This window comes from Virgibacillus kimchii (assembly GCF_055379185.1).
In genome coordinates this window covers 1,240,809-1,266,533 of record NZ_AP043951.1, presented here as the reverse complement: position 1 = coordinate 1,266,533, position 25,725 = coordinate 1,240,809, and the positions used below count along the sequence as shown (strand labels likewise).

The window sequence follows — 25,725 nt, the reverse complement described above, 5'->3', positions numbered from 1 at the left end:
TTGTCAAATTGTATTGCATCCCTGCAAACATTATGGCAAATATAAAAGTAAGCAGTACTATTGATCCGATGGAATAACATGCTGAAAGTTAAAATTGAATGCTGACATTGTCCCGGTTTTTACAATAATAAGTTACAAAGGAATAAATATTGGTTAAAAACACTGGATGACTTATGGTATAATCAACAAAATATACATGAGAAACATTTATGTTTACTACCTCCGGAAAGGGGGAAAGTATATTTAACGTCTGTCTGAATTTATATCGGAAAGGAGGAATCAGATGGGAAAGAAAGCCGGCAATGTGGTTCTTTTTCCAAAATGGAAGACATCCCTGGAGGAAAGCAGCCTGCGGGCAATGAAGGAAAAGAGATATGAAGATGCATTGGGGAAGCTGGAAGAATTAATAAGTTATAAAGTAAACCATTATGAAATAATTGTAGGAAAGATTATTTGTTTGATGGAATTAAAAAGGTTTCATGAGGCCCAGGATATATGCGAAGAGATGATGCAGCAGGGAAATGACGATTATTATCATTACTTACATATCTACCTGACTTTGCTTTTTCAAACCAACCAATATGATCTGTTAATAGAACAGGTGGAAGAGGAGCATATAAAAGGATCATTGCCGCCATTGCTTGAAAAACAAAGCAAAGAACTTTACGAGTTAAGTAAGAAAATGAAAGCAGATGTACTTATTGGCGAGCAGTCTGGTTTTATGGAAAACTTCAGACAAGCCATACATAATGATAATCATCTCGAACAATGGAGTTTAGTGGAAAGGATGCGTAAATCTAAAGCGCAGCCTGATAAACATACACTATCCACTTTGAAAGACGAACATATACATCCTGTTGTAAAAACTGCTATTTTTCAATGGCTGCAGGAAACATTAATAAAAGAAAAAGTACATATTCGTAAACTCGGTCTTCAATTAAAGGTAAAGCCTGCAGAAGTAACGGAGCTGAAAGACCAAAAAATCCTGAAAGAAACAGTATATTATCTTGATGGGATAGAACAGCAAAATCCATCCCTGATGAAGCTCTTAAATAAAATTTTATACCGTTATATATATGTAAGGTATCCAATAATGCCGCCTACAGAAGATGCCCAAATTATAGCTCAGGCATTAATACATATTGGTAAAGAGTATGTAAGTGAAGGAGATCATTCCATATCGGAACCGGATGAATTGATCGCTTCCTATCTGAAGGAAATAAATTTGTGTGAATCATTATTCCTGAGTATCATAGATGAGTAGATGGTGGAGTAAACACTTGAAAGGCGTATGAATTATGTTATAATGAGATGGTTGTAAATTTGAAATGGATAGTTAATCAATAAAAATTGCAAAAAAATGTATGGAATCTATAGATTTTGGAGGGAAATAGCATGACAGCAAATTGGGAAAAGAAAGAAGGAAATGAAGGGGTTTTAACGTTTGAAGTTTCAGTGGAAGATTTTGATCAGGCGTTGGACCAGGCGTTCAAGAAAGTATCCAAGGATGTGGAAATACCGGGTTTTCGAAAAGGGAAAATTCCGCGTAAGCTATTTGAAAGCCGCTTCGGTGTAGAAGCACTGTATCAGGATGCTGTGGATATCGTACTGCCTGATGCTTATGTGAAGGCGATTGATGAGACCGGCATTGAACCAGTTGCACAGCCGGATGTGGATATAGAAACGATTGAAAAAGGCCAGCCTCTCGTTTTTACTGCAAACGTAACAGTGAAGCCGGAAGTAACACTTGGTGAGTATAAAGGTCTGGAAGTGGAAGAGCAGTCTGTGGAAGTTACAGATGAGGATGTAGATCATGAATTGGAACATCAGCGTGAACACCATGCCGAATTAGTGGTTAAAGAAGATGGCAAGGTGGAAGAAGGCGATACCGTTGTAATGGACTTTGAAGGATTCTTGGATGGAGAAGCATTTGATGGCGGGAAAGGTGAAAATCATTCCCTTGAAATTGGCTCCGGCCAGTTCATCCCGGGATTTGAAGAAAAATTAATCGGAAAAGAATCGGGAGAAGATACTGAGATTGAAGTAACATTCCCTGAGGATTACCATGCAGAAGAATTAGCAGGTAAAGAAGCAATATTCAAGGTGAAAATCCACGAAGTAAAATATAAGGAATTACCGGAACTTGATGATGAGTTTGCAAAAGATGTGGACGACGAAGTAGAAACACTGGATGAACTGAAAAAGAAGAAAAAAGAAGAACTTGAAAAGCAAAGGAAACAGGATGCGGAAAACCAGAAAAAAGAAACCCTTGTTCAAAAAGCATCCGATAATGCCGAGGTTGATATTCCTTCTGCGATGATTGATACCGAGCTGGATCAGATGGTAAGAGAGTTTGAACAACAGCTGCAAATGCAGGGAATGACTATGGAGATGTACAGTCAATTCTCCGGGCAGGATGAAAGTGAATTAAAAGAGCAAATGAGAGAAGACGCTGAAAAACGCGTGAAAACAAACCTTACGCTTGAGGCGATTGCAAACAAAGAAGAAATTGAAGTTACCGATGAAGATATTGACGCGGAAATGGAAAACATGGCTTCTATGTACGGCACGGATGTAGAACAAATAAAACAAATACTGGGAGCAAATGCAGACGCACTAAAAGGAGACCTGAAAGCACGGAAATCAATTGATCTTCTTTTGGAGGAAAGCAAACCAGTCAGTGCCGCTGATGAAGAATAATTGAGTATAGGAAACTCATTTGAAAATCAGTAAGTTCAAAAAGGGACGGTTAAACTGCCCATGCAAACCCTAAAACAAGGTGCGAGGAATCGTACCTTGTTTTACATTTATTATGCAGGTGATATACTATTTTTTATATGAGCTAATTATTTTTTAAATGTAACATATAGATAAATAGTACGGGCCTAAAAAGTATATTGTTTTGTTTTTTGAATTCCATCTGATATGATGACTATAATGTTGAAACAGGAATGCATGACTAGGGAAAGATACAGATCTTTTAGGGGTGAAATGAAATGTTTAAATTTAACGAAGAAAAAGGACAGTTAAAATGTTCGTTTTGTGGAAAAAGTCAGGAACAAGTCCGTAAACTTGTAGCTGGACCTGGTGTATATATATGTGATGAATGTATTGAGCTTTGCACTGAAATTGTTGAAGAGGAATTAGGTACGGAGGAAGAAACTGAGTTAAAAGAGATTCCAAAGCCAATGGAGATCTGCGAGACATTGGATGATTATGTTATTGGCCAGGAAAAAGCGAAAAAGAATTTATCCGTTGCTGTTTACAACCACTATAAGCGTATTAATTCAACAAAGGGAACTGACGATGTGGAACTGGCAAAAAGTAATATTGCCATGATCGGTCCGACAGGAAGCGGGAAAACATTGCTTGCACAAACAATGGCAAGAATTCTGAATGTGCCGTTTGCCATGGCTGATGCAACATCACTTACAGAAGCCGGCTATGTTGGTGAAGACGTGGAAAATATTCTGTTAAAGCTGATACAGGCTGCAGACTATGACGTGGAAAAAGCAGAAAAAGGCATTATCTATATTGATGAAATTGATAAAGTTGCCCGTAAGTCGGAAAACCCTTCCATTACCCGTGATGTTTCCGGAGAAGGTGTACAGCAGGCATTGCTGAAGATTCTGGAAGGAACGGTTGCCAGCGTGCCTCCACAAGGCGGGAGAAAGCATCCGCACCAGGAATTTATTCAAATTGATACGACAAACATCCTGTTCATTGTCGGCGGAGCTTTTGATGGCATCGACCAGGTTGTTAAGCGCCGTTTGGGCAAAAAAGTAATTGGCTTTGGCGCCAATGAACAACAGCAGGATTTGGATATGTCCGAACTGCTGGAAAAGGTATTGCCGGAAGATTTATTGCGCTACGGACTCATTCCGGAATTCATTGGAAGAATCCCTGTAATCGGCAGTCTGACTCCTTTGGATGAAGAAGCACTCGTGGATATTCTGACAAAACCAAAAAATGCCCTGGTCAAACAATATGTTAAGTTGTTCCAGATGGATGATGTGGAGCTTGAAATGGAAGAAGATGCATTAAGAGAAATAGCGCGTAAAGCGATTGAAAGAAAGACTGGTGCACGTGGACTACGTTCCATTATTGAAGGCATTATGGTTGATGTAATGTTTGAATTGCCATCAAGGGACGATATCGAAAAATGTATCATTACCAAGGATACCGTTATTGAAGAAGATGGCAGTCCCAAATTGATCTTTAAAGACGGGACGATCAAAGAAGGCAATAAAAAGCATCCGAGAGAAAGTGCATAATTAATAAAAAAGACGAATGGAAGAGACTGACGTGGCATTACCAGGCGTAGTGCACCCGTTAGTCTTTTTTTGCCGGAAGAGGCAGGAATAAAAGTACACAATTCCAAAGGAAAGTCGGCTTCTCGAAATTTTTATTTGCTCCGGCAACCAATATTGCTTAACATGGTCAACCGGTAAGCGGATAAGCATCTTTGGTGCTTGGAGACACGGGTTCTCATTAACGGATCTTCTTCTTTGGACAAGTGGTACTTAGGAAATGTACCAACTTCCGAAATAATGTTTAAGGAGTCTGTTTTTGATTGTCAGAGATTCTCTTCCTGCGTAACTAAACCCAATGATATTGATCTCTTCTCCAATAAGTAACAAAAGATTAGATCCGGTTTTGAGCTTTTGAAGAAGTTGAAAGCTGCTATTTTGAATCAGCATTATTTATTCAAAAGTTTAGTATAGCTTGTAAAGGAAATACTAACGATAAGTAAGGTATTTTTTCTCATTATAAAACAATGATATAATTTTACAATTAACATGGTTTTCTATAGACTTTATGAATATATATTTTAATTTACATAATGATAGGGAGGTACCCACAATGAAAAAACAACATATTCAAGTTCCCCTCCTTCCTTTACGTGGGCTGCTCATCTTTCCATCAATGGTGCTTCACCTTGATGTGGGAAGGGATAAATCAATTGCAGCACTGGAAAAGGCAATGATGGGTGATCAATCCATATTTCTTGCAGCCCAGAAGAAAGTAAGTATGGAAGATCCCAAGCCAAAAGACATATATAAAATAGGAACCCTTGCAACTGTAAAACAAATGCTTAAACTTCCGAATGGAACGATACGTGTTCTGGTGGAAGGGTTGCATAGAGGGGAAATTGCTGCTTTTACGGAAGAAGATGATGAATTTATAGTGGATATCGAAAAGCTGGAGGATGTCCATGGGGATGAAAATGAAGAGGAAGCGTTAATGCGCTCCTTATTAAAACAGTTTGAACAGTATGTAAAGATTTCCCGAAAAATTACCAATGAAACATTTTCCACTGTCTCGGATATTGATGAGCCTGGCAGACTTGCAGACATCATTACTTCACACCTCTCATTAAAAGTGAAGGATAAGCAGGAATTACTGGAAATTGTTAATGTGCAATCCCGACTGCAGAAATTGATTGAAATTATAACAAATGAGAAGAAAGTACTGGACCTGGAGAAGAAAATTGGCCAGCGGGTTAAAAGTTCCATGGAAAAAACGCAGAAGGAATATTATTTGCGTGAACAATTAAAGGCAATTCAGCGGGAATTGGGGGAAAATGACGGTAAAACCGGTGAAGTGGGCGAATTACAGGAGAAAATCGATCAATCGGATATGCCGGAAAACATCCGGGAAGTTGCGTTAAAGGAATTAGGAAGGTTTGAAAAAGTACCTCAAAGCTCCGCAGAAAGCTCAGTCATCAGAAATTATTTGGAATGGCTGCTTGCCTTGCCATGGACAAAAAAATCCGAGGACAATATTGAAATTGATTATGCCGAGGAAATCCTGGATGCGGATCATTACGGATTGGAAAAAGTGAAGGAACGGATTTTGGAATATTTGGCTGTACAAAAATTAACCCAGTCGATCAAAGGCCCGATATTATGCCTTGTCGGTCCTCCAGGCGTCGGGAAAACTTCCCTGGCAAAATCCATTGCCCGTTCAATTAACCGTAATTTTGTCAGAATCTCCCTTGGCGGTGTCCGTGATGAAGCGGAAATCCGTGGACACCGAAGAACTTATATTGGTGCAATGCCAGGAAGGATTATCCAGGGAATGAAAAAGGCGGAAACGGTCAACCCGGTATTTCTGCTTGACGAAATAGATAAAATGTCCAATGATTTCAGAGGAGACCCATCATCCGCAATGCTGGAAGTATTGGATCCGGAACAAAACAGTGCATTCAGTGATCATTTTATAGAGGAAACCTATGATTTATCGAATGTACTATTTGTTGCAACGGCAAATTATGTGAACAATATTCCTTCGCCACTTCTGGATCGCATGGAATTAATCTCTATAGCTGGATATACTGAAGTGGAGAAAATGCATATTGCAAGGGATCATCTCCTGCCAAAACAATTAAAAGAAAACGGATTGCAAAAAGGAAATTTGCAGATACGTGATGATGCTTTATTAAAACTGATCCGGCGTTATACGAGGGAAGCTGGAGTTAGAGGGCTGGAACGCCAGCTGGCCACTATTTGCCGGAAAGCGGCTAAAATTGTTATTTCCAAAGAGAAAAAACGGGTCATTGTTACGGAGAACAGCATGGAAGATCTACTTGGTAAGCCCATGTACCGTTACGGAATGATGGAAAAAGAAGACCAGGTTGGTGCCGCCACCGGACTCGCTTACACTACGGCAGGCGGTGACACTTTATCCATTGAAGTAACCTATTATCCGGGCAAAGGGAAATTAACACTTACAGGAAAATTGGGAGAAGTGATGCGTGAATCGGCCCAGGCGGCGTTCAGTTATATCCGTTCACGGGCACATGAATTAAATATTGATCCTGATTTCCATGAAGAAAATGATATTCATATCCACGTTCCTGAAGGAGCAACACCGAAGGACGGACCTTCAGCAGGTATTACAATGGCAACTGCACTTGTTTCCGCCTTAACCGGAAGGGCAGTCAGGAAAGAAGTGGGGATGACAGGGGAAATTACATTGCGAGGGCGTGTTCTGCCCATTGGCGGGCTGAAGGAAAAGTCGCTAAGTGCCCATCGTGCTGGTATTACTACTATTATTATACCGGAAGAAAATGAAAAGGATATAGAAGATATTCCCGAAAGTGTACGCAGCGATTTAACATTTATAAAAGTAAACCACTTGGACCAAGTACTGGAATACGCATTGAAGGGGAAGCAGCATGAAGGTAACTAATGCGGAGATTGTCATCAGTGCAGTAAGTAAAAAACAGTACCCTAATGATGGCTTGCCGGAATTTGCATTAGCCGGCAGGTCGAATGTGGGAAAGTCTTCTTTTATCAACAGACTGATCCATCGGAAGAATCTTGCCCGCACGTCGTCCAAACCGGGAAAAACACAAACGTTGAACTTTTATAAAATTAATCAGGCATTTTATTTTGTTGATGTTCCCGGCTATGGCTATGCAAAAGTTTCCAAAAAGGAAAGAGAAAAATGGGGAGTGATGATGGAGGAGTATTTCCAAACAAGAGATACGCTTCAGGCTGTATTACTGATTACGGACCTACGTCATGAACCAAGCGGTGATGATTTGCAGATGTATGATTTTTTAAAGTATTACGATCTTCCGGTTATTATTGTAGCTACAAAACTTGATAAAGTATCAAAAAGCAAAAGGGCAGCTCATATGAAGCGCGCGAGCAGCGCATTTCAGATAGAACAGGGCGATGTGCTCTTACCGTTCTCAGCGGAAACAGGAGAAGGAAAAGAGGAAGCTTGGCGGCTTTTACGGGCTTTTTTGTAGAAAGTGAAGGATAGGGGGGGAGGAACCTGGGAATGCACTAAATGTTCATTCCACTGAAAAGATTCGTCCCTCCTGCCCAGCCTTCTATTTCCCTCTTCTAAGCAAATAAATACCTATAATAATTAATATGATTGCCCAATACCTTTCCACTAATTCAAAAACAATATAAATCCAGCTTAACCAATCAGGCAAGTTGAAAGGGAAAAGCAGGAGAACAGCTAACCCTGAAAGCAATATTCCGATTAAAAAGCTATCCTTTGTTTTTGTAGATCGGATCAGAAATGCCATACCAATAATCAAAATATATACTGCCCAATGATCAATCCAGAATGTATAATGTTCCAAGCCGTGAAAATGAATGCCAATCCCCAATAGGACAATACCACTGAAAATATTCTGATAGCTCTTTGTTTTATAGCTATGTATTAAAAAGGCCAATCCAATAATAATAACAATCGTTTGCCACGAATAAAAATTTGTAAGAATAGGTACCTTTAATTGTCTGAGCAGAAAGAAAACACCTATTCCGATTAATATATAAGCTCCAATGGATTGCTGTTTTTTCAACGAACCCCGCCTTTCGCTTCAATTGCTTGCTTCTCACATTTTCTTATGATAGAGTACAACCGTATACAACTCCTATACGATTGTATGTAAGTAAAGTTTCAGATTCTGTTCACATTTTACCAGAAAACTGCTTTTTCGGCATGTTATAATAATGAATAAAGTGTATAAAATAATAACTTATATAATCATGGAGAATTGTCTTAAACATAAAGTTGTCATTTTAAAGTATTCATGTGGGGGTAGATCAAGTGCATATATTGAAAGTCGGCTTTAATTATAAAACAGCCCCTGTTGAAATTAGGGAAAAGCTTACATTTACAGAGGATTCATTGCATAAAGCAATGATTGAGTTAAAGGAACGGAAGAGCATTCTAGAAAATGTAATTATATCCACATGCAACAGGACTGAAATTTATGCTGTTGTAGATCAGCTTCATACTGGACGTTACTATATTAAGCAATTTCTATCCGATTGGTTCCAAATAGATAAATCTGATTTTTCGACTTATCTTCATATTACGGAGGATGACGGTGCGATGGAGCATTTATTCCGTGTATCCACCGGGCTTGATTCCATGGTTCTTGGTGAAACGCAAATTCTGGGGCAGGTAAAGGAATCCTTTCTCACTTCCCAGCAACTGAAAACAACCGGAACAATTTTTAATGAGCTGTTTAAACAGGCAATTACCTTTGGGAAACGAATGCATAAAGAAACGGCTATTGGCGAACAGGCAGTTTCCATCAGTTATGCTGCCGTAGAACTTGCAACAAAGATCTTTGGTGATTTGAAAAACAAACAGGTTGCAGTACTCGGAGCAGGGGAAATGGGAGAACTTGCACTTAAGAATATTCATGGTGCCGGGGCAACGAATATTACCGTCGTAAACCGGACATTGGAAAAAGCGGAAAAAGCCGCAGCACCATATAATGCAAAAGCGGAAACCCTGGATCAACTTGATAACCTCTTGGAAGAAGCAGATATTTTAATTAGTTCTACCGCTGCAAGAGACATTGTTTTGACAAGAGAAACTGTGGCTGACATTCAGAAGAAAAGGAAAGGCCGCCCTCTGTTTTTAGTCGATATCGCCGTTCCAAGGGATATTGATCCTGAAATAAGTAAATTGGATAATGTTTTTCTATATGATATTGATGACTTGCAGCATGTGGTGGATAAAAACCTTGAAGCTCGCAAGGCCGCAGCTGAAAAAATTGAGTTACTGCTGGAAGAAGAGATCGTGAATTTTAAAGAATGGGTAAAAACGTTGGGAGTAGTTCCGGTAATCTCGGCTTTAAGACATAAAGCCCTATCCATCCAGGCGGAGACCATGAAAAGCATTGAGCGGAAAATTCCCGACCTGACTGAACGGGAAAAGAAAGTTTTGAGAAAGCATACGAAAAGCATTATTAATCAGCTTTTAAAAGAACCGGTAACTCAGGCGAAAGAACTGGCGGCAAGTGACCAGGCAGAGGAATCCCTGGATTTGTTTATCGATATTTTCGGTATTGAAGCAGAAGTAAAAGAAGAATTTGAAAAACAGGCAAAAAAAAATGAAACGATGATAAAGTTAAAAGCGAATGAACGTGCATTTGCCCTGCGAAAAAAAATACAGACCATTTAAGAGGAAGGACACCCTATATGGCTGAATGGAAATGGGTATATGAAATCATTCTTATTTTGTATGTTTTAAGTCTCATCAGCTACTTTTATGACTTTATCTGGCATAATCGGAAGGTGAAGCAAATAGCCTTCCGGTTACTTACTATGGTTTGGCTTTTTCAAACCGTTTTTTTATTGTACCAGGTGCTTATAAAAAATAATATTCCGTTATTGACATTGAATGCCAGTTTGTTTTTTTATGCTTGGGTACTGCTAACGTTGGCAATTGTTTTTAATCGGTTATTATCCATTCATTTCATTGTGTTTTTTACGAATGTTTTCAGCTTTTTTGTTTTTCTTTTATATACATCCACTATAGCCAGGGAAATGCGGCAGCCGGAAGGGGCACAGTTTGCACATGAGATTTTAATCTCCCATATTACTTTGTCCATCCTTTCCTATGGGTTCTTTACAATATCATTTTTGTTTTCCCTTATGTATCTGATACAATATCGGTTGTTAAAAGAAAAAAGAGCCATAAAGTGGATTTGGCGCTTTGGGGATTTGCAGGCACTGGATATCCATGCGTTCCGTGCCATTTCCATCGGTGTTCCAATATTATTGATAGGAATCATTTTGGGGATAGTGTGGGCTTATGTTTCCCAGTCGGAATTTTACTGGGTGGATATAAAAACTATTGGATCAATACTTTTATTGGCAGTGTACAGCCTGTTCTTAATTCTGAGACTTGGAACAGGCTATAGAGGGAAGTCCATAGCAGTTTATAATGCAGCAGCCTTTTTATTTATGCTGATTAATTTCTTTTTATTCAGCCTGCTGTCCGGATTTCATATTTAAGCGGAAGCTTGGAGACCATGTTAAGGAGGAAAAAAGATGCGTAAAATTATTGTAGGTTCAAGAAAGAGTAATCTTGCCCTGACACAAACAAACTGGGTCATTGAGCAATTGAAAAAAGCAGGTGTAAAAAACGATTTTGAAGTGAAAAAAATCGTAACTAAAGGAGACCAGATTCTCGATGTTACCTTATCAAAGGTAGGCGGGAAAGGTCTTTTTGTGAAGGAAATTGAACAGGCGATGTATAATAAGGAAATTGATTTGGCCGTACATAGTATGAAGGATATGCCTTCAGAAATGCCGCCGGGACTTATGATAACGTCAATTCCGGTAAGAGAGGACCACAGGGATGCCTTTATTTCAAAAAATAATATAGCTTTACAGGACTTGCCTGAGGGTGCGATTATTGGTACCAGCAGTCTGCGGCGGTCCGCACAGATGCTTGCAGAAAGACCGGATGTACAAATTAAATGGATTCGCGGAAATATAGAAACCCGGCTTAAAAAACTGAATGAAGAGGATTTTGATGCAATTATTTTAGCGGTCTCCGGATTGAAACGGGTGGGATTAAGTGAAGATCTGATCACGGAATACCTGGAGCCGGATGTATGTGTGCCTGCTGTCGGCCAGGGAGCACTGGCCATAGAATGCCGTGAGGAAGATGATGAGTTAAGGGAAATTCTATCATCTATTCATGATGAATATACAGCCAGAACGATTGGAGCTGAAAGAACTTTCCTTCATTTACTGGAGGGTGGATGTCAGGTGCCAATCGGAGGTTATGCCTATTTGGAAAATGAGGATGTAGTCCTGACAGCATTGGTTGGCACGCCGGACGGCAAAACGATTCTTAAGGAAGAAGTACGCGGAGAAGATCCTGAAGCTGTCGGAAAAGAAGCTGCCGACCGTCTGATCAAACAGGGAGCAAAAGAAATTGTGGAAAGCGTAAAAGAGGAGCTTGACAACTGATGGTGTCATTACATGGAAAAAGGATTCTTGTAACGAGAGAGGAAAAGCAGGGGAGGCAATTCGCTGCGAAAATCCGTCAATATGGAGGGGTTCCGATTGAAGTACCTCTTTTACAAATTTCATGTAAAGATCATCAGGAGAATATTACTTTCTTTAAACAGTTGGCAAACTATAAATGGATATTTTTCACAAGTTCGAATGGAGTACATTGTTTTTTCAAATTAGCTGATTCATATCAAATCGATACACAGTTTTTAAAAACGGTAACCCTTGCTGCAGTGGGCCATAAAACAGGAGATGCACTAAAAAATCATGGGTTTAATGCTGCTTTTATTCCATCTGTTTATAATGCGGAAGTGATGGCAAAGGAATTTTTTCAGGTTTATAATGATGTGTCTCCTGTACTCATTGTCAGAGGCAGCAAATCCCTCGATATTCTTCCGGCTGCATTTGAAAGCCGATCGATAAAATATGATGCCATGGAAGTGTATGAAACAGGCTCCCGAATGGATATGAAATCACGTTTAAATGATACGTTGAATACAGGTGAAATTGATTTTATTACATTTACGAGCCCTTCTTCCGTTGAAGCATATCGTGCAATGGCCCAGGTGAATTTGGAAGTGCCGGTCGTATGTATTGGAACTACGACAGAAAAAAGAGCAAAACAATTAGATTTTCAATCCATATTAGTGCCTGAGGAGTTTACTATAGACGGAATGATTCACAGATTGGGAAAGTATCTTTCGAAAAAGGAGCTTGATGAGTAATGACCAATAGTTTTGACCGTCACCGAAAATTACGCACTTCAAGTGCAATGCGTTCTTTGGTACGGGAAACCCATCTTCACGTTGATGACCTGATCTATCCATTATTCGTTGTGGAAGGGGAAAATGTAAAAAACGAAGTACCTTCCATGCCGGGAATTTTTCAAGTATCCCTTGATCACCTGCAGGAAGAAGTGGCGGAAGTTCAGCGTTTGGGGATTAAAGCAGTGCTATTGTTCGGAGTGCCGAAAGAGAAGGATGAAAAAGGAACCGGAGCGTTTATTTCCAGCGGTATTGTTCAGGAAGCTACTCGTTTTCTGAAAAAGGAATTCCCCGAAATACTTATTATTGCCGATACCTGCTTATGTGAGTATACTTCGCATGGTCATTGCGGCGTCATTCATGAAGGGGACGTGGATAATGATGAATCGTTAAAGCTGCATGCGAAAACAGCTGTGTCCCAGGCGGAAGCGGGAGCGGATATTATTGCTCCATCCAATATGATGGACGGGTTTGTTACCGTAATTCGTGAGGCGCTCGATGAAGCAGGTTATCAAAATATCCCAATCATGTCCTATGCCATCAAGTACGCCTCTGCTTTTTATGGTCCGTTCCGTGATGCAGCAGACAGCACACCGCAATTTGGTGACCGCAAAACATATCAAATGGATCATGCCAACCGTCGGGAGGCATTGCGTGAAGCAGAATCGGATATGTTGGAAGGTGCAGACTTCCTTATTGTTAAGCCAGCCTTTTCATATTTGGATATTATTCGTGACGTGAGGAATAATTTTGAAGCACCTGTAGTTGCTTATAACGTAAGTGGTGAATATTCCATGGTAAAAGCTGCAGCGCTAAACGGCTGGATCGATGAAAGGGAAATTGTACTGGAAAAGTTGACATCCATGAAGCGGGCAGGAGCCGATTTAATTATCACATACTTTGCAAAAGATGCAGCAAAATGGTTGAATGAATAATATAAGCTGAACCATTAAAATCAGAGATGGATTTTGACCCCCTGATCGCTGGTTGAACAATTCTGGTTCTTTTACTGGCTGATGATTCTTATAAAACTACTCAATGGCCATTCATGGAATGCGATCCAGGGACGTTACAATATTATTGGCCGGCCAATATAACCTGCAATAAACTAATGAGGTAAGGGTGATGATGAATGAAATTCGATAATTCTGTTGATGCGTACAAAGAAGCTGTTGAGTTAATGCCGGGGGGAGTAAATTCACCGGTCCGTGCCTTTAAATCTGTTGGCATGTCACCGATTTTCATGGAATCGGGCAAAGGATCCAAAATCAGGGATATTGACGGAAATGAGTATATTGATTATGTATTAAGTTGGGGACCTCTTATTTTAGGACATGCTGATGACCGTGTTGTGGGCAAGCTGCAAGAAACAGCTGCAAAAGGAACAAGCTTTGGTGCCCCATCTATTTTGGAAAATAAATTAGCTAATCTTGTTATTGAACGTGTACCTTCCGTAGAAATGGTTCGCATGGTAAATTCAGGGACGGAAGCGACGATGAGTGCGTTGCCTTTAGCAAGGGGTTATACCGGAAGAGACAAGATCCTTAAGTTTGAAGGCAATTATCATGGGCATGGGGATTCTCTGCTTATTAAAGCAGGATCCGGAGTGGCTACTTTAGGTTTGCCGGACAGTCCAGGTGTACCTGAATCCATTGCGCAAAATACGATTACTGTTCCATATAATGATATGGAAAGTGTAGATTACGCATTTAAAGAGTTCGGAGAAGATATAGCCGCTGTTATCGTGGAACCTGTTTCCGGAAATATGGGTGTGGTTCCTCCGGTTGATCAATTCCTGGAAAAGTTAAGAAAAGTCACGGAAGATAATGGCTCCCTGCTTATATTTGATGAAGTAATGACAGGTTTCCGGGTAGGATATAAATGTGCGCAGGGGCATTTTGGCGTTACCCCTGATTTAACCTGTTTAGGAAAGGTGATTGGCGGAGGTCTGCCAGTAGGTGCATACGGTGGTAAAAAGGAAATAATGGAAAAAGTAGCACCGACCGGTAACATTTATCAGGCAGGAACACTTTCCGGTAATCCGCTTGCTATGACTGCTGGCTATGAAACATTAAGCGCATTGGATGAAGAAGCCTATACGGAGATTAATAAAAAAGCAGACCGATTAGTGGAAGGATTCGAAAAAGCAGCAGCAGCATATAATATTCCAATTCATATAAACCGAGCAGGTTCCATGGTTGGCGTTTTCTTTACAGACGAGAAAGTGATCAATTATGAGACCGCACAATCATCCAATTTGGATCATTTCGCTAAATATTACCGGGCAATGATCGAAAAGGGCGTATTTTTGCCACCTTCGCAATTTGAAGGATTATTTTTGTCGACTGCTCATACAGATGATGATATTGAAAAAACAATCGAGGCTGTTGACTATGCATTCTCTAAGTTAAATTGAATATATTGTAGTAAGAGTACAAAGCTATTCCTTCGACGGGGAATAGCTTTTTTTAATTGCAGCAGCAGTGCAGTCGGCCTTTCGTCCACAAGTATTGCACTTATCAACCTGCCCCAGCAGCACTTAAATTAGCATATTCTTGCATGCAGGTTCATATAGTTAATTTAGACAGGAATATATGGAGTATATTAGGAAGGGAGGAAATCCGTTGTCACAAGGAAATCAGACATTCCGTTTTGAATTGAATGAATCCATTTATTTTGAAAAAGGACAGGAAGTAGATGAAATGAAAGGAATTTCACTTGATCCGGATATAACCATAGAACCATATAAGGACTATATTTCAATTAGAGGGGTCATTGAACTTAAGGGGGAGTACCAAAAGAAGACTTATGAAACAGAGCAGGAAGAAGAAGTAATTAATCCGGATCAATTTGAGTCCAAACATTATGTAGAGCGGGTCGTTGATTCAGACGATGGAGATACGACGTTCATCCATCGTTTTCCTGTGGAAATTTCTGTGCCAACTTATAGAATCACAGATTTAAATGATGTGACCGTCTATATTGAATCCTTTGATTATGAATTGCCGAAAGAAGATTTACTGAGGCTGTATTCCACCATTGAGATTCATGGCATTCATGAAACGATGAAAGATCAGGAAAACGAAAGTATGGAGGGTTCACGGAAAGAAGAGGAAACGGAAGACATAAGGGAAAATGAAAGTTTTCAATTCGAAGTGAAGGATCAGGCTGAAACTTCTTCTGAGTCATTTGAGTCTCTTCATACAGATCATTTACCGGTTTTGGAAGAACAAAAAGAAATACCGGAAGAAGAAAATGCTAAAGAGGAATCCGGAGAAAAAGACAGGTGGAAGTATAAGGAAACAAAAACATTAAAAGAGTTTTTTGCTCAAATGCCTTCCAGTGAGTCGGAAAGCAGTTCTGCCTCCAGCTCAGAATCAGATATTTCTTCAGAGGGATGGTTGGAAACATCGGAAAATGAATCTTCGTCGATGACTTACGAAATCAGCAGTGATGACAGAGAAGAAAAGTTGGAAGAAGATGTGGATTATTTATCCGCGATGTTCCGCGCAGAAGAGGAAGAAGAATTTGCAAAGGTCAGGTTATGCATTGTGCAGGAAAAAGATACGATTGAAACAATTGCAGAGCGGTATCAGGTAACTGCATTGCAATTAATTAAGCAAAACGGGCTGGACAATGATTTTGAAATCAGAACAGGACAATTATTATATATACCATACTAGATAAAGTACTTCAGTTTCATTTGAAGAAAGTGAAAAACACAGACATGGGCAGTGCGGATTATCTTATCAGGAAACCGCTGCCCTGCTTGTGTGAAGCTTACTTAGTTATACCATTTTGCTACTGTGATGTTAAAGTAGCTGGGGGGAGCAAAATTTTTACAGAAGTAATAGATGTCTTATATCTTAGCTGGAGCAACATACGGAGCTTTACTCACTTTCGGCTCCATTACTTGCCCTTTGGAATATGAGGTTTGCATCGTCGTGCAAACCAGCTTTCTGTTTTTTTAAAGGCCAAAATAGTTTTATAGGGGCTGAATAAACATGGAAATTGTTCAAAAAGTGCTTGCTGCCTATAATATATACCCACTGCATATCGAACAAATCACTGAAAATGTGTATAAAGTTAGTGATGGGAACAGGGACTATGCCTTAAAAAGAAGCATCCTGAATAATGAGCACGAAGCCCGGATATGGAAGCACGTATATGAACAGGCATACCACCAGAATCTTAATTCTGTGTTACCGGTATATCTGACAGCAAAAGGGGAACTGTATGCAATTCAAAATCAACATATTTATTACTTGAGTCCTTGGCTGGAAGAAGCAGTGGTACAAAAGGATAAAAAAACGATTGAGCAATTTTATCGCACAATCGCATATATTCATGCCAGAACAAGGCAAGTACAAACTGCTGAGACATCGGAATTTCTCCCTGGTTTCCGGGAATACAGATCATATTGTGATCATGTACAGCAATCACTTCTCGGATTTGTGGAACAATTTGAGAAGAACCGATTTATGTCCCCATTCGAATTGTCCGTCTGCACCCATTTTCGAGACGTCGAGTACTCTCTCATGGAAATGAAGAGACGCATTGAGCAATTAATGGAAATAGAGGAGGATACGATTCCATGGAGTATAAGCTTATGTCATTGCAATTTGGAATTCAGTCATATGTTAAAAACCCGACAGTTGCATTTGATTAATTGGGAAAATGTACGATATGACAATCCAACAAGGGACTTGGTCTCCTTTTATAAGAATGAAATGAAAAACTATTATGCTCCAACAGATGAAGCCATTGATTTATTCAAAAATTATATGAATGAAAATGAATTAACCAAAATAGAGCTTTACATACTTACCATCCACCTTTTAGATCCGACCCCCTATTTAACTATCGTGCAAAACTACACTGAGCGCAAGTCCGGTGAATCAATGATGCATCAAACGAAAATACTTCAGCAAACCTATCGGCAAATACTTTTCGGGTTAAAGTGGTCCCGGTATGTGGAAAACGAATATGATACATTGGATTTAGATGAACTGGATAGTTAAATCCAGCCAAGAGAAAAACAAATATAAATAAACACGATGATACCGAGCAGAAAGACATCCAAAGTTGTCGGGAAAAATAATGTGCGAACCAGCTGGAATATAAGAATCGGCAGCGTAACTTTTTCTGCTATCAGAATGCATTTTAACGCCCACGGCGGCAGGCGGTAACGATAATATCGAGCCATGTCCTCACCTCTTTTCGGAAGGTTTCATTTTCAAGGAACTTTATAATATACTATGTATAGGAAGAGGTACTTTGTGCAACAACTTTAATAAAGGCTTGACGCGTCACAAACTTATCGATAAAATATGTTGTAACAGTCAATAATTTAAATGTTATGATAGGGAAGAGTACAGGAAAAACACCAACAGAGAGGGAATGATTGCTGAGAATTTCCCGGAATGTTTTTGCTGGAAGGTCGCCCTGGATACAGCTTCTTTGAACTTGCAGTAGATGATACTGTAACAGTAGAAGAGTGCCGGTAAATGTACCGTTAAAACAATGAAGTGTACAGAGGTGTATTTACTGATCTGTAAACAAAGGTGGTACCACGGAAATCATGCCCTTTTCGTCCTTTATTAAGGATGCAAAGGGTTTTTTTGGGTTAAAAAAAGTACCATATATATTACTTTAAAAGGAGGCAATTTTTGTGGAAAATAAAGAAAAAGCATCACTTTCACCGAAGTACCATCCCGCGGAAGTGGAAAAAGGACGTTATTCATTTTGGCTTAAGGGAAAATATTTTGAAGCAACCGGAGATAAGGATAAGGAACCATTTACGATTGTCATTCCGCCGCCGAATGTAACCGGGAGACTTCATTTGGGTCATGCCTGGGATACCACGATGCAGGATACGATTGCCCGAATGAAACGGATGCAAGGGTACGATGTATTGTGGCTGCCGGGTATGGACCATGCTGGTATTGCCACTCAGGCCAAGGTAGAGGGAAAGCTGAAGGAACAGGGCACAAACAGATATGAGCTTGGCAGGGAGAAATTTTTGGAAACTGCCTGGGAATGGAAAGAAGAATACGCAGACTTCATCCGGTCGCAATGGGAAAAGCTCGGTCTTGGCCTTGATTATTCACGGGAGCGTTTCACCCTGGATGAAGGTCTGTCCAATGCGGTTAGAGAGGTGTTCGTAAAACTGTATGAAGAAGGCCTGATTTACCGTGGAGAATATATTATCAACTGGGATCCGAAAACGAAGACAGCACTTTCGGATATAGAAGTAATTTATGAAGAAGTACAGGGTAAATTCTATCATATGCATTACCCGATCAAGGGCAGTGGTGAAACGATTGAAATAGCGACAACGAGACCGGAAACGATGCTTGGGGATACCGGAATCGCTGTTCATCCGGAAGATGACCGTTACAAGCATTTAATTGGTAAAAAAGTCATATTGCCAATAGTAGGTCGGGAAATTGAAATTGTTGCTGATGATTATGTTGACATGGAATTTGGTTCCGGCGCTGTCAAAGTGACGCCTGCACATGATCCAAATGACTTTGACATTGGAAACCGTCACCAGCTGGAGCGCGTATTGGTCATGCATGAGGATGGAACCATGAATGAAAATGCAGGCAAATATGAGGGGCTTGACCGATTTGAATGCAGGAAGCGGATAGTAAGCGATCTTCAGGAACAGGGTGTATTGTTTAAAGTGGAAGATCATACACATCAGGTTGGCCATTCGGAAAGAAGTGGTGCAGTTGTGGAGCCATACCTATCAACGCAATGGTTTGTAAATATGCAGCCGCTTGCCGACGCTGCCATTGAGCTGCAAAAAGAAGAAGAAAAGGTAAACTTCGTGCCACCAAGGTTTGAACGGACCTATTTAAACTGGATGGAAAATATTCGTGACTGGTGCATATCCAGACAGCTTTGGTGGGGACACCGGATCCCTGCGTGGTATCATAAGGAAACAAATGAACTTTATGTTGGCAAAGAAGCACCTGAAGATATTGAAAACTGGGAACAGGATGAAGATGTCCTTGATACATGGTTTTCTTCTGCATTGTGGCCATTTTCCACGATGGGCTGGCCGGACGAAGAATCAGCGGATTTTAAGCGTTACTTCCCGACAGATGTGCTTGTTACCGGCTATGACATCATTTTCTTTTGGGTAGCCAGGATGATTTTTCAATCAAGGCAGTTTACCGATGAACGACCATTTAAAGATGTACTTATCCATGGACTCATCCGGGATGCGGAAGGCCGGAAGATGAGCAAATCACTCGGCAATGGGGTAGATCCGATGGATGTCATTGAAAAATATGGAGCTGATTCCTTACGTTATTTTCTGCTGACTGGTTCCACCCCGGGTCAGGATCTGCGTTTCCATTGGGAGAAAGTGGAGTCCACTTGGAATTTTGCCAATAAAGTCTGGAATGCAGCCCGTTTTTCATTGATGAATATGGAAAACTTTGCGTATGAGGATATTGATCTGTCAGGGGAGTTATCACTTGCTGATAAATGGATCCTGACCCGCTTAAACGAAACTATCGAGCACGTAACAAGAAATACGAATAAATATGAATTTGGAGAAGCCGGACGTCACTTGTATAATTTCATTTGGGATGAACTTTGTGATTGGTATATTGAAATGGCTAAGCTTCCGCTTTACGGAGAGGATGAAGAGAAAAAACAAACAACCCGTTCTGTACTGGCATATGTTTTTGATCAGACGATGCGTTTGCTTCACCCATTCATGCCATTTATTACAGAGGAAATCTGGCAGCAGCTTCCGCACAAAGGAGATTCCATTACTGTCAGTGATTGGCCTAAACCAAGACAGGAATTTCATGATGAACAAGCTTCCGAGGAAATGAAACGTCTTGTTTCCATTATTAAATCTGTGCGAAATATTCGGGCAGAAGTGGATACACCAATGTCCAAAGAAGTAACGCTGCTTATCCAGCCTGAAAATGATATGATTGTTTCGGAACTTGAAAGAAACCGTGAATATTTGGTCCGCTTCTGTAATCCGGGCGAATTGATGATTTCTGCAACTATTGATGTCCCGGAAAAATCCATGTCACAGGTGGTAACAGGCGCAGAATTGTTTCTGCCGCTGGAAGGGCTGATTGACATTGATCAGGAACTGAACCGGCTGGAAAAGGAACTGGACAAATGGACGAAAGAAGTACAACGTGTTCAGAAGAAGCTGGCAAATGAAGGGTTTGTCAATAAAGCACCTGAAAAAGTAGTGGAGGAAGAACGGAAAAAGGAAAAGGATTATTTGAATAAACAGGAAAAAGTAAAAGCTCGGATAGAGGAGCTAAAAAGATAGTAAAAAGCGGAATTTCAAAAGATTACTTGAAATTCCGCTTTTTCAATTGTCCTGTAATATGATGCGTGTATTTATGAAGTATATTGATGTCGCTGACGGCCGACAATGTTCTTGAACCAACTACATCTTCTATTTCATTAAAGATAAGTTCCCCGTCCTTACCGACTAAAAAATCTATCCCTGCCATCCCAAAATTAAAGGCATGCATGATTTTTTTCACCATGGCCCGCTCCCCATCTTTCAAATGGTAAAGGGAAGCACTGCCGCCGAGTTTAAAGTTTGCCCTGAAATCGTGTTTGTTTTCTCTAAGGACCGCACCGACAATTTCTTTCCCGACAATAAAAATGCGAATGTCTTTTCCAAGCTGCACATTACATCTTTGAACGATTAATTCCCGTTCAGACAAAACTTCCATGCAGGCCAACAGATCAATTCTATTCTCAATAAGAAACACCCCAGTACCGCCTTTTCCTGTATTTTTCTTTACAATAAATGGGTATTCAAACGGCTGTTCATTATATAATTGCTCCCTATTGGTAAATACAGTGTCCACCATGCGGATGTCGAGTTCAGATAAATACAGATGTGTAAGTGCTTTATTATTACTGATCCGGGAAATATGGGAAGAATTAAAAACAGATATCCCGCATGTTTCCAAATGACGGCTTAAAAAAGGATCCATTGTTCTGACAATGGCAGTATCGGGCATCGTTACTTTCTTATCCCCTATGCAGATGGTCGGTTTATTATCTTTCATCCCAAGTTTCAATTCTTCCCGGAAGACTAATCTAAGGGACATATTTTGTAAGCGTGCTTCTTCGATAAACCATTCAATAAACGATTGGTTCTCATTTGCATCTTCTTTTGCATATATGAGCCATCCTGAAAACATATGGGTTTCACCTCTTTATGAAACCGGAGTAACCGGCTATTCTATTTTCTGCAGAATATAATCCATTATATAATCTGCGACATTAATATTTGTACAGTCGTACATATTCCGAATATGGGCATTGGAATTCACTTCACAAATAAGAGGGGAGTCTTCCGGACCGAATAATAAATCCACTCCGGCAAAATCAGCACCGATGGCTTTCGTTGCTTGAATCGCCAATTCTTTTTCCTCTTTATTTGCTTCATAAGCTTCCATTTTGCCTCCCGCAGTAATATTTGCCCGAAAATCAGTGTAAGAGATCCTCTTCATCCCGGCTACTACTTTATCGCCAACAACATGGAGCCGGATGTCCCGGCCGGAGCTTGTGGAGATGAATTCCTGAAAGACAAATGCTCTCTCTTTTAAATCCTGCACCTTTCTAATAAGCTCTTCTTCGCTATGAATGAGATAAACCTGTTCACCAAATGATCCGTATGCTTCTTTGACCACCATCGGAAAGCCAAGCTTCTCCATGGCTCTTGAAATAATATGATGGTCAGTTACACCATTTCCAAATACTTTTGGATAAATAATGGTTTTCGGAATCGGAAGTTTATGTTTTATTAAAGCCAAATACGTAGCAATCTTATCGTCACTTATATCTATTGTACCGGCAGAATTAAAAACCGGTATTCCCATTAATTCAAGCTGCTTCGCCAAATAAATATCCTTGTCAGTAAACACAACGTAATCCGGAATATTCTGCTGTTCAATGAATTGCAGTTCTGTCTTCCCAATTATTACCGGAAGCTCATTGTTTTTATAAATGGCTGTCGAGGATTTTCTTTGTAACGCAGCTTCCTGTATCCATTCAGCAAAATCGAGAAATTTATTTCCCGGCAGACTGCCGTTATAAATAATCCATCCATGTGCATGCATTGCAAAAGTCCTTTCTGTTATACTGTAATAGTCATTATGTTGATCAGAGAGGGGCTGGTTACATGTTTCAAAACCTTCAGGAGGCTGAAGCATTTCTATCAACCAGAAAATCATTGGGTATTAAACCAGGCTTGGAAAGAATGCAAAAATTGCTTCAAAAGGCTGGTAATCCCGAGAAAAAAATCCGGGCTGTTCATATTGCGGGAACCAATGGAAAAGGCTCCACGGTTCAATTTATAAACTCTGCACTTCAGGCCAACGGCTATCAAACAGGAGTATTTACATCACCAAGCCTGCAAGGTTTACCTGGTTATATATATCATAATAATGTTCCGGTTGAGGAAGATATCCTGATTGAATTATGCAATCAGCTGTACCCCGGCATTAAACAAATGGACCGCGATGGTGCCGCTCCTACTGAATTTGAAATTATCACCGTACTTGCTTTGATGTATTTTGAAAAAAATGTTGATTTAGCATTGATTGAAACCGGAATGGGCGGGAGACTGGATACGACAAATTGCTTGGATCCCCTACTTTCCATCATAACAAATGTTTCTATTGATCATATGCAGTTTCTCGGTTCAACCATATCAGAAATAGCCTATCATAAAGCAGGAATTATCAAAAGAAATAGACCTGTTGTCATTGGCGAAATGTCGAAGGATGCATTCAGGGAGATAGAAAAAGAAGCAACTGATCTGAAAGCCCCCATATACAAATTGGTTCAGGATTTCACCTATATAAAAACAGGTGTTAGTAAAGGAGTGCAGCGGTTTATTTGGAATGAAGAACAGCCGATGGAAATATCCATGTTAGGGGAGCATCAGATTAAAAATGCTTCAGTTGCTTTTCAGGCAGTCATGCTTTTAAAAAAGCTGAAATATCAAATCAATATCGATAAAACAGTAAAGGCATTTTCACGTACACAACTGCCAGGCAGGTTTGAAATGATACAGGAAAAACCGGCGGTAATTTTGGATGGAGCGCATAATGCAAAAGGGATGGAAGCATTCATTGATACGATATTAACCCATTACAAGGACAGGCAAAGGCATTTGCTTTTTGCCGTATTTAAAGATAAAGAAATAACAGAGATGCTAAAGTTCGCAGTCCCGCATTTTTCTACTGTTACTTTAACTTCCTTTGATCACCCCAGGTCAGCATCACTTGAAGATTTAAAGTATTTTTCCAGGAAAGAAAATGTTTTTGTTGCGGAAAATTGGAAGGAAGCAACAAGAAGCATAAAAGATCATGCATCTGTTTATTTTGTAACGGGCTCCCTTGAATTTATATCAAGAGTTAGAAGATATTATGCCAATAAAAAATAAATCATTCCCATGTCAATTTGAGTTGAGTTTTAGAAGAATGCTTCGTAAATTGCAGAACGAATTTTTTTATTTGTGACACCAGTCGTCTTACTTTTTATATCACCTGTGCTAGAGTCGATATACAAACATGCAGGGGGATGTGAGAAAGTGGCCGGTAAAAAGAAAAATCATAGAGCAAAATTCCACATGAATAAGCTGAATTTACACAGAAAAAAAGACGAACAGGCAGCCACAGTGGAAAATACCAATAAATCATTCGGGACTTTCAGAGAAATATCCAACCATTCCGGTTTATGGAAAAAGAGGCAAAACGCAAATCTGGTAAAACCGGTCATGCTTGCTGTCATTTCCGCATTGGTGATCGGATCTATATTAGGGATTATCATGTTGCGTATGTTTGTTACAATGGACGGCTCACCTGGATTGAGCGGCAACAATAATCCTGCGGCAGTGAGCATGGATGATGCCGGGGAAGAAAATACAGAGCATACATTGGAAAATGAATTACAAACGAAAGAGTTGGATGCCATTGATGCTTATGTATTACAGGCAGGAGTTTTCTCGGAAAGGGAGAATGCTGAAAAATTGGCTGAAAGTTATGAAGCGGCAAACATTCCGGTGATGATTTGGAACAGGGATGATCTATACTATTTATTTGCGGGTGTCACTAGCACTGCTGAAGAAGCGGAAAAGGCTGCCGGCCAGCTGGAAGCAAAAGAACTTGAGCTATACAGTAAAGCATGGGATACAGATGCAGTTGAATTATTATTAACCGGAAATGAAGAAGAATGGCTGCATGCATATACCACATGGTGGCACCAGGCAATTGCAGCTGATGCAGGCGAAGAATCTGCCAGTGATCTGGAACAGTTAACAGAAACTTTTACGGATGAATCAAACGAGCTTACCGGTTTATATGAAAAACTGGAAGTTGTGCAAAGAGAAAATGAAATTACGGATAAAAACCTTTTGGAATTATGGCATATATATGAAACATTGGGTGAATGAAGCAGGTAGAGAAAAAACCTGCTTTTTTCAATTTTCATGCCTGTTCAGTGCTTAAATCTTCCATTTCCCCCTGGAGAAATTTTAAAAAACCGGACATTCCTTAAGTGAAGAAATCATTTTTTGCGCGTTTGTTAAAACAATGCTTTACCTCTAATATATGTGTAATGTAAGAGAGGAGGTGAAGTAAATGACTGTTCCAACCATTATGATTAAAGATGTACCGAAGGACGACCGGCCCAGGGAGCGAATGCTGAAAATGGGGGCAAGCCACTTGTCCAATCAGGAGCTCTTAGCCATCCTGCTTGGAAGCGGGACGAAAGATGAATCCGTTATGTCTTTGGCCAATCGTGTCCTTATGCATTTTGAGGGCTTGAGTCTCATGCAGGATGCAGCTATTGAAGAATTAACAGCCATCAAAGGGATAGGTACGGCAAAAGGTGTATTGCTTCTATCCGCGATAGAGCTTGGAAAAAGGATGAGTCAGTATAAGCCGAATGAAAAATACGTCATTCGTTCGCCAAAAGATGGAGCGGATTATGTTATGGAAGAAATGCGAAATTTAAACCAGGAACATTTTGTAGTTCTATTTCTCAATACGAAAAACCAGGTCATCCAAAGGCAGACCATTTTCATCGGAAGCCTTAATGCATCCATTGTGCACCTTTACTGTATAGGGGTTGATATGACAAGGTTTGTG

The 25,725-nt window shown here is 40.0% G+C and carries 20 protein-coding genes, 1 pseudogene and 1 other annotated feature; of the genes and pseudogenes, 17 read left to right on the top strand and 4 right to left on the bottom strand.

Annotated elements, in window-relative coordinates:
* The first annotated feature begins 283 nt into the window (after positions 1-283).
* From ACZ42C_RS06500 to yihA, 5 genes are all read left to right on the top strand, one after another.
* Complete coding sequence (locus ACZ42C_RS06500) at positions 284-1,264, top strand: tetratricopeptide repeat protein (RefSeq protein WP_461181764.1); 981 nt, start codon at positions 284-286, stop codon at positions 1,262-1,264.
* Between the two features lie 131 nt (positions 1,265-1,395).
* Positions 1,396-2,700 (top strand): trigger factor, encoded by a 1,305-nt coding sequence (tig, locus tag ACZ42C_RS06495; RefSeq protein ID WP_461181765.1) that lies wholly within the window; start codon positions 1,396-1,398, stop codon positions 2,698-2,700.
* 296 nt (positions 2,701-2,996) lie between these two features.
* Positions 2,997-4,274: an ATP-dependent protease ATP-binding subunit ClpX gene (clpX, locus tag ACZ42C_RS06490; protein ID WP_461181766.1), complete on the top strand. Its 1,278-nt coding sequence runs from the start codon at positions 2,997-2,999 to the stop codon at positions 4,272-4,274.
* 589 nt (positions 4,275-4,863) lie between these two features.
* Positions 4,864-7,194 (top strand): endopeptidase La, encoded by a 2,331-nt coding sequence (gene lon, locus ACZ42C_RS06485; RefSeq protein ID WP_461181767.1) that lies wholly within the window; start codon positions 4,864-4,866, stop codon positions 7,192-7,194.
* Positions 7,181-7,762 carry a ribosome biogenesis GTP-binding protein YihA/YsxC gene (gene yihA, locus ACZ42C_RS06480; RefSeq protein ID WP_461181768.1) on the top strand — a complete coding sequence of 194 codons (582 nt, stop codon included), beginning with the start codon at positions 7,181-7,183 and terminating at the stop codon, positions 7,760-7,762. Before lon ends, yihA begins: the two co-directional genes overlap by 14 nt.
* Before the next feature lie 84 nt (positions 7,763-7,846).
* On the opposite strand, the gene ACZ42C_RS06475 is transcribed toward yihA, so the two are convergent.
* Positions 7,847-8,329 (bottom strand): LiaI-LiaF-like domain-containing protein, encoded by a 483-nt coding sequence (locus ACZ42C_RS06475; RefSeq protein WP_461181769.1) that lies wholly within the window; start codon positions 8,327-8,329, stop codon positions 7,847-7,849.
* Positions 8,330-8,577: 248 nt separating this feature from the next.
* Here ACZ42C_RS06475 and hemA point away from each other — a divergent pair, with 248 nt between their 5' ends.
* The 8 genes from hemA to ACZ42C_RS06435 all read left to right on the top strand — a co-directional run bounded on the left by hemA (position 8,578) and on the right by ACZ42C_RS06435 (position 17,580).
* On the top strand, positions 8,578-9,948 hold the full coding sequence (hemA, locus tag ACZ42C_RS06470; protein ID WP_461181770.1) for a glutamyl-tRNA reductase: 1,371 nt from the start codon (positions 8,578-8,580) through the stop codon (positions 9,946-9,948).
* A gap of 17 nt (positions 9,949-9,965) precedes the next feature.
* A complete protein-coding gene (ccsA, locus tag ACZ42C_RS06465; RefSeq protein WP_461181771.1) occupies positions 9,966-10,784 on the top strand; it encodes a cytochrome c biogenesis protein CcsA in 819 nt (272 codons plus the stop codon).
* A 36-nt stretch (positions 10,785-10,820) separates the two neighbouring features.
* Complete coding sequence (gene hemC, locus ACZ42C_RS06460) at positions 10,821-11,750, top strand: hydroxymethylbilane synthase (RefSeq protein WP_461181772.1); 930 nt, start codon at positions 10,821-10,823, stop codon at positions 11,748-11,750.
* Entirely contained in the window at positions 11,750-12,520 is a 771-nt protein-coding gene (locus ACZ42C_RS06455; protein WP_461181773.1) for a uroporphyrinogen-III synthase, read from the top strand. Before hemC ends, ACZ42C_RS06455 begins: the two co-directional genes overlap by 1 nt.
* On the top strand, positions 12,520-13,494 hold the full coding sequence (hemB, locus tag ACZ42C_RS06450) for a porphobilinogen synthase (RefSeq protein WP_461181774.1): 975 nt from the start codon (positions 12,520-12,522) through the stop codon (positions 13,492-13,494). Before ACZ42C_RS06455 ends, hemB begins: the two co-directional genes overlap by 1 nt.
* 197 nt (positions 13,495-13,691) lie before the next feature.
* The gene (gene hemL, locus ACZ42C_RS06445) at positions 13,692-14,975 is read left to right on the top strand and encodes a glutamate-1-semialdehyde 2,1-aminomutase (protein WP_461181775.1); all 1,284 of its coding nucleotides are present in this window, start codon (positions 13,692-13,694) and stop codon (positions 14,973-14,975) included.
* Between the two features lie 208 nt (positions 14,976-15,183).
* Entirely contained in the window at positions 15,184-16,242 is a 1,059-nt protein-coding gene (spoVID, locus tag ACZ42C_RS06440) for a stage VI sporulation protein D (protein WP_461181776.1), read from the top strand.
* Between the two features lie 321 nt (positions 16,243-16,563).
* A complete protein-coding gene (locus ACZ42C_RS06435; RefSeq protein WP_461181777.1) occupies positions 16,564-17,580 on the top strand; it encodes a hypothetical protein in 1,017 nt (338 codons plus the stop codon).
* Here the strand turns inward: ACZ42C_RS06435 and ACZ42C_RS06430 are convergent.
* Positions 17,577-17,765: a hypothetical protein gene (locus ACZ42C_RS06430; protein ID WP_461181778.1), complete on the bottom strand. Its 189-nt coding sequence runs from the start codon at positions 17,763-17,765 to the stop codon at positions 17,577-17,579. The genes ACZ42C_RS06435 and ACZ42C_RS06430 overlap by 4 nt on opposite strands.
* A 144-nt stretch (positions 17,766-17,909) precedes the next feature.
* Positions 17,910-18,160, top strand: a binding site (T-box leader).
* A 70-nt stretch (positions 18,161-18,230) separates the two neighbouring features.
* Between ACZ42C_RS06430 and ACZ42C_RS06425 the strand changes: the two genes are divergently transcribed.
* Entirely contained in the window at positions 18,231-20,876 is a 2,646-nt protein-coding gene (locus ACZ42C_RS06425) for a valine--tRNA ligase (RefSeq protein ID WP_461181779.1), read from the top strand.
* A 22-nt stretch (positions 20,877-20,898) separates the two neighbouring features.
* Here ACZ42C_RS06425 and ACZ42C_RS06420 read toward each other — a convergent pair whose 3' ends face one another.
* Together ACZ42C_RS06420 and ACZ42C_RS06415 are read right to left on the bottom strand one after the other, a co-directional pair.
* Positions 20,899-21,768, bottom strand: a complete 870-nt coding sequence (locus tag ACZ42C_RS06420; RefSeq protein ID WP_461181780.1) for an ATP-grasp domain-containing protein — start codon at positions 21,766-21,768, stop codon at positions 20,899-20,901.
* Between the two features lie 36 nt (positions 21,769-21,804).
* Positions 21,805-22,689: an ATP-grasp domain-containing protein gene (locus tag ACZ42C_RS06415; protein ID WP_461181781.1), complete on the bottom strand. Its 885-nt coding sequence runs from the start codon at positions 22,687-22,689 to the stop codon at positions 21,805-21,807.
* Between the two features lie 62 nt (positions 22,690-22,751).
* Here ACZ42C_RS06415 and ACZ42C_RS06410 point away from each other — a divergent pair, with 62 nt between their 5' ends.
* The 3 genes and pseudogenes from ACZ42C_RS06410 to radC all read left to right on the top strand — a co-directional run.
* Positions 22,752-24,020: a bifunctional folylpolyglutamate synthase/dihydrofolate synthase gene (locus ACZ42C_RS06410; RefSeq protein ID WP_461181782.1), complete on the top strand. Its 1,269-nt coding sequence runs from the start codon at positions 22,752-22,754 to the stop codon at positions 24,018-24,020.
* A gap of 147 nt (positions 24,021-24,167) precedes the next feature.
* The gene (locus ACZ42C_RS06405; protein WP_461181783.1) at positions 24,168-25,028 is read left to right on the top strand and encodes an SPOR domain-containing protein; all 861 of its coding nucleotides are present in this window, start codon (positions 24,168-24,170) and stop codon (positions 25,026-25,028) included.
* 187 nt (positions 25,029-25,215) lie between these two features.
* Positions 25,216-25,689 (top strand): annotated as a pseudogene (gene radC, locus ACZ42C_RS06400) (RadC family protein); the annotation flags it as partial.
* Positions 25,690-25,725: the final 36 nt, after the last annotated feature.

What these genes read in the sequence shown, in the direction of transcription:
- ACZ42C_RS06500 (WP_461181764.1), top strand. Translation starts at nt 284, where the DNA reads ATGGGAAAGAAAGCCGGCAATGTGGTTCTTTTTCCAAAATGGAAGACA.
- tig (WP_461181765.1), top strand. Translation starts at nt 1,396, where the DNA reads ATGACAGCAAATTGGGAAAAGAAAGAAGGAAATGAAGGGGTTTTAACG.
- clpX (WP_461181766.1), top strand. Translation starts at nt 2,997, where the DNA reads ATGTTTAAATTTAACGAAGAAAAAGGACAGTTAAAATGTTCGTTTTGT.
- lon (WP_461181767.1), top strand. Translation starts at nt 4,864, where the DNA reads ATGAAAAAACAACATATTCAAGTTCCCCTCCTTCCTTTACGTGGGCTG.
- yihA (WP_461181768.1), top strand. Translation starts at nt 7,181, where the DNA reads ATGAAGGTAACTAATGCGGAGATTGTCATCAGTGCAGTAAGTAAAAAA.
- ccsA (WP_461181771.1), top strand. Translation starts at nt 9,966, where the DNA reads ATGGCTGAATGGAAATGGGTATATGAAATCATTCTTATTTTGTATGTT.
- hemC (WP_461181772.1), top strand. Translation starts at nt 10,821, where the DNA reads ATGCGTAAAATTATTGTAGGTTCAAGAAAGAGTAATCTTGCCCTGACA.
- ACZ42C_RS06455 (WP_461181773.1), top strand. Translation starts at nt 11,750, where the DNA reads ATGGTGTCATTACATGGAAAAAGGATTCTTGTAACGAGAGAGGAAAAG.
- hemB (WP_461181774.1), top strand. Translation starts at nt 12,520, where the DNA reads ATGACCAATAGTTTTGACCGTCACCGAAAATTACGCACTTCAAGTGCA.
- hemL (WP_461181775.1), top strand. Translation starts at nt 13,692, where the DNA reads ATGAAATTCGATAATTCTGTTGATGCGTACAAAGAAGCTGTTGAGTTA.
- ACZ42C_RS06435 (WP_461181777.1), top strand. Translation starts at nt 16,564, where the DNA reads ATGGAAATTGTTCAAAAAGTGCTTGCTGCCTATAATATATACCCACTG.
- ACZ42C_RS06430 (WP_461181778.1), bottom strand. Translation starts at nt 17,765, where the DNA reads ATGGCTCGATATTATCGTTACCGCCTGCCGCCGTGGGCGTTAAAATGC.
- ACZ42C_RS06420 (WP_461181780.1), bottom strand. Translation starts at nt 21,768, where the DNA reads ATGTTTTCAGGATGGCTCATATATGCAAAAGAAGATGCAAATGAGAAC.
- ACZ42C_RS06415 (WP_461181781.1), bottom strand. Translation starts at nt 22,689, where the DNA reads ATGCATGCACATGGATGGATTATTTATAACGGCAGTCTGCCGGGAAAT.
- ACZ42C_RS06410 (WP_461181782.1), top strand. Translation starts at nt 22,752, where the DNA reads ATGTTTCAAAACCTTCAGGAGGCTGAAGCATTTCTATCAACCAGAAAA.